The organism is Parapedobacter soli, assembly GCF_025460835.1.
Lineage (GTDB): Bacteria > Bacteroidota > Bacteroidia > Sphingobacteriales > Sphingobacteriaceae > Parapedobacter > Parapedobacter soli.
Genome location: NZ_JAMXAY010000107.1, coordinates 1 through 4,176, shown reverse-complemented (window position 1 = coordinate 4,176; position 4,176 = coordinate 1). Strand labels below are relative to the sequence as shown.

Annotated in this window: 5 protein-coding genes; 4 read left to right on the top strand and 1 reads right to left on the bottom strand. The window is 41.9% G+C overall.

Going from position 1 to position 4,176, the window contains the following annotated elements; all coding sequences use genetic code 11:
* The first annotated feature begins 99 nt into the window (after positions 1-99).
* The 4 genes from NGM62_RS21555 to NGM62_RS21540 all read left to right on the top strand — a co-directional run bounded on the left by NGM62_RS21555 (position 100) and on the right by NGM62_RS21540 (position 2,710).
* Positions 100-555: a VOC family protein gene (locus NGM62_RS21555; protein WP_262250372.1), complete on the top strand. Its 456-nt coding sequence runs from the start codon at positions 100-102 to the stop codon at positions 553-555.
* Positions 556-679: 124 nt separating this feature from the next.
* A complete protein-coding gene (locus NGM62_RS21550; protein ID WP_262250371.1) occupies positions 680-1,021 on the top strand; it encodes a YciI family protein in 342 nt (113 codons plus the stop codon).
* A 16-nt stretch (positions 1,022-1,037) separates the two neighbouring features.
* The gene (locus NGM62_RS21545; protein ID WP_262250370.1) at positions 1,038-1,445 is read left to right on the top strand and encodes a RidA family protein; all 408 of its coding nucleotides are present in this window, start codon (positions 1,038-1,040) and stop codon (positions 1,443-1,445) included.
* 11 nt (positions 1,446-1,456) lie between these two features.
* The gene (locus tag NGM62_RS21540) at positions 1,457-2,710 is read left to right on the top strand and encodes an RNA polymerase sigma factor (RefSeq protein WP_262250369.1); all 1,254 of its coding nucleotides are present in this window, start codon (positions 1,457-1,459) and stop codon (positions 2,708-2,710) included.
* Between the two features lie 526 nt (positions 2,711-3,236).
* Here NGM62_RS21540 and NGM62_RS21535 read toward each other — a convergent pair.
* Positions 3,237-4,176: transposase (locus tag NGM62_RS21535; RefSeq protein ID WP_262250368.1), on the bottom strand; the 940-nt coding region annotated here is incomplete at its 5' end.

The following is a 4,176-nucleotide window of genomic DNA, read 5'->3' as shown; positions in this document are numbered from 1 at the left end:
TTTGGCGGTAAAAATCCCCGCCAGCGTCAAGCCCCAGACCGTTAGCGGCAATTTCACAAAGCACAGCGTCACGGATAAAATAAATCAAGAATAATAACTATGGAGAAAGTAAATTTCCAACCCGAACATATGAATACCGTAAATCCGTATTTAATGGTTGAAAGCGTTCAAGAATTAATAGATTTTACAAAACAAGTATTTAACGCACAACTAAGGTTCAAGCTTGACAGACCCAATGGACAAATTATGCACGCAGAATTACTTATTGGAGATAGCATAATTATGGCAGGGGAACCAATGAAAAAATTTGGCGTTTTCCCATGTTCCCTTTTTCTATATGTTGATGACTGTGATAGTATTTATAAAAAAGCCTTAGATTACGGTTGCAAATCAATTATGGAACCAACGACAATGAGACATGCAGGCGAAAGATACGGTGGAGTGTTGGACAGAAATGGGAACATTTGGTGGATAGCAACTCATATTGAAAACGTATCCCCTGAAGAGCAAGCCAAACGAATAAACGAGATGAAAGAAAGTTGGGATGAAGGATAGAAAAAGCCGATAAGAACATCAGCGGCTATTTTAATCCGACACAGCCCGACAGAAAAAAATTACGAACCTTGTCCCCATTCTGAGATTCCAATCGTCATTAGGACGAACAATAAAATTTTAAGAAATGAAAGAATTTGCGTTAATCTTCAGACTGAAAGACATTGCCAACTTCAAACCATCGCCAGAACAAATGCAGGAACGAATGAATTGGTTAGGAAGCATTGCGGCACAGAACAAATTGGTGGACAAAGGAAACACGCTTTTGCCAATCCCGGGAAGCGCGAAAACCGTGAAACCTAATAACGTGGTAACGGACGGACCTTACACCGAAATCAAAGAATTTATCAGCGGTTACATTGTAATAAGTGCTGAAAACATTGATGAAGCGGTAGAAATTGCCAAACTCAATCCGATTTTCGAACAAGTTGGTGGTAGCATTGAAGTACGGGAAGTTATGAAGCGTTAAAAACAAATAAATTGTTATGAGTAAACAAATCCAATATATTAGTCCTGACGGACTCTCAAAAAATCCTGCTTTTTCCCAGGTTGTAATAACACAGGGAAACGGGAAAACCATATATGTCGGTGGACAAAATGCAGTAAACGCAAAACGGGAGATAATCGGCAAAGGCAATATTGCGAAACAGACTGAACAAGTAATGGAGAACTTGAAAATCGCTTTGACTGCATGTGGAGCAACATTTGAAAATCTTGTGAAATTGACCATTCACATTGTTCAGGGGCAGGATTTGCAGAGAGGATTTCAGGCTTCTCAAAAATATTTGGGTAACCTGACAAACCCACCCGCAATAACAGGATTCTTTGTTTCAGCATTGGGTCATCCGGATTTTTTAGTTGAAGTAGATGCTGTCGCGTTTATCCCTGAATAATCTTTGCTTTGATGTCAAAAGAAAGCCAATCACATCAAGAACTTTTACCTCACTTATTCCGGCAGGAATACGCTAAAATGACGGCTGTTTTGTGCCGGCATTTTGGTTTAAAGCATATTGAGATTGCAGAAGATATTGCCAGCGACACATTTTTAAAAGCATCGGAAAATTGGGCGATTAACGGAATACCCGAAAACCCAACGGCGTGGCTTTACACCGTTGCAAAAAACAAAACCAAAGATTATTTTAAACACACCGCGATTTTTTTAACACAAATTAAAGAAGCCTTCAAACCAAATGAAATTGAATCTGGCAACGGTTTTGAATTTAGCAATCAAAATATTTCAGACAGCCAATTAGCAATGATTTTTGCGGTTTGTAATCCGACAAATTCAACTGAAAGTCAAATCTGTTTGGCACTTCAAATTCTTTGCGGTTTCAGCGTGGAAGAAATCGCCAACGCATTTTTGACAAAAGCAGAAACTATTAAAAAACGATTGCTACGAGCCAGAATCAATCTTCGCAACGACAATTTTCAAATCAAAACATTAAGCGAAACAGAAATAAAATCACGGTTAGACACCGTTTTGAAAACATTGTATTTGCTGTTTAACGAAGGTTATTTTTCTAAAACCAACAATGAGCAAATCCGAAAAGACTTTTGTTCGGAAGCAATAAGACTTACATTGGTTTTGACAGAAAATTCATTGACAGACACACCGCAAACCAACGCTTTACTTGCGTTAATGTGTTTCCAGAGTTCACGGCTTGAAGCAAGAACAAACGACAAAGGCGAAGCCGTTTTGTTTGACGAACAGGACAAAAGTTTGTGGGACAAATCACTAATTGAAAAAGGAAATTACTTTTTGGTAAAGGCTTGCAACAACAACGAAATTTCAAAATATCATTTGGAAGCAGGCATTGCGTATTGGCACACCACACCGACAGACCAAAACAAATGGCAACACATTTTACAACTTTACAATCAACTTATACTTATTGAATATTCGCCAATCACAGCTTTGAACAGGACATTTGCTTTTGCCAAAGTTTACGGACACGACAAAGCAATATCCGAAGCCGAAAAACTAAAATTGACCGACAGCAATTATTATCACGAATTGTTGGGTTACTTGTATGCTGACACAGACTTTGATAAAGCAATTTACCACTACAAGCAGGCAATCGGACTGACAAAATCCAAGGTAGAAAAACAAACGCTAACAAAAGAAATCCAACGGCTGACAGAACAAAACAGCCGCTAACATCGGTTTGGCGTTATGGCGGCTGACGTGCAGAATTTGAGCTTAGTGTTTCTATTAAACTTTTGTGCTAAATTTGGCTGACGTTCTTCGATTGCCGCCACAAACACCAAGCCGTGAACCGCTCGTTGATATTTCATTCTTACATCACAGAAATTTTGTATCTTAGCATCATAGCAATTGCAGCTAGAACGTATGTCAAACCAGTGAGCGATTCGGTGAGTTGGGAAAAGGGATGGTTGTAAAACATTGATAAAGAGATTGCTGCCCGATANATTTTGTATCTTAGCATCATAGCAATTGCAGCTAGAACGTATGTCAAACCAGTGAGCGATTCGGTGAGTTGGGAAAAGGGATGGTTGTAAAACATTGATAAAGAGATTGCTGCCCGATAGGTTCGATTCCCCTACGGGCTACACATCTTGAAGTCAAAACATACAAAGCCTGCAAATTAAACGTTTGCAGGCTTTTTGTGTTTTACGGCAACCCTGAATTATTCAAGTTTTCGCATACAATAGTTAGTTAATTTTTAAGCGGCAATAGTGCCGTACATTAATAGTTCTTTGACATGTTTCTGATTTTTCTTCAAGTGTGGGTTCACCCCAAAGGTTGAAAAAAATCTATCCATCAATAAAGCGTTGTGGTTCATCGTCTTGATGTCGGCCATGGAGAACGCACCCCGTTCTTTTTTGGGGATGCTTATCCAGTGTGCGACTTTGGCGAGGTTGGTTGCCGTCAGTGCTATATTGAAGTGGAAGTCCAGTTTATTCTCGCTCCTTGCCTGGCAGTTCTCCAGTCCGGTGAACTGTTTTGCGTCACGGTAGATGAACTCGATCTGGAAGCGTAGTCTGTAATACCTGACAATTGTTGCTGCTTCCATCTCCGTGTCGGTAGAGAAGTACAATCTGTGTTTCTTTCCGAACGGTACCCTTACCACACGGACTTTGCGCCTGAGCGCTACGGCATAGACCACGGCGGAGGTGGCGGGGGTTCCATCTTCCAGTTCCACATCAAGGAAATGTCCGGTTTTGATGTCTTCGTGTTCGACCTTGCCGTCGTACACCCTAGGCCTTCCGCGACCGGGTTTCTGTGGTCCGGCGTAGAGGTATTTCAGGTTGGCATCATCGCGCATCCTACCCACGAACTGGAAACCGGCTCCGCAGACCGCATCGATGAAAGATCTCTTGGTAAACCATGCGTCGGCGACAACGGTGCGGGACAGTTCCAGGAGTTTTGCACTTTGGTCGGTGAATGAGTCCGCGTAGATCTCGGCAAGTGATTTTTCCGGATGGTTGCCGGTTATCGTCTGGCAGGCATCCAGATGGAATCCGGTGTGGTTGTCTACGTCGATTGCCGCCATGCCCAGCATCTCAAGTCCGCGTTTGGTGCGCGCTGCCTGACCCGACCAGAAATAGCCGATGCCAGGCGTCTTCTTCCCCGATTTGGCGATGAAACTGGGATCAAGGGCG

Bases quoted from the DNA above. Each gene is read 5' to 3' on its own strand.
- NGM62_RS21555 (WP_262250372.1), top strand. From the start codon at position 100: ATGGAGAAAGTAAATTTCCAACCCGAACATATGAATACCGTAAATCCG.
- NGM62_RS21550 (WP_262250371.1), top strand. From the start codon at position 680: ATGAAAGAATTTGCGTTAATCTTCAGACTGAAAGACATTGCCAACTTC.
- NGM62_RS21545 (WP_262250370.1), top strand. From the start codon at position 1,038: ATGAGTAAACAAATCCAATATATTAGTCCTGACGGACTCTCAAAAAAT.
- NGM62_RS21540 (WP_262250369.1), top strand. From the start codon at position 1,457: ATGTCAAAAGAAAGCCAATCACATCAAGAACTTTTACCTCACTTATTC.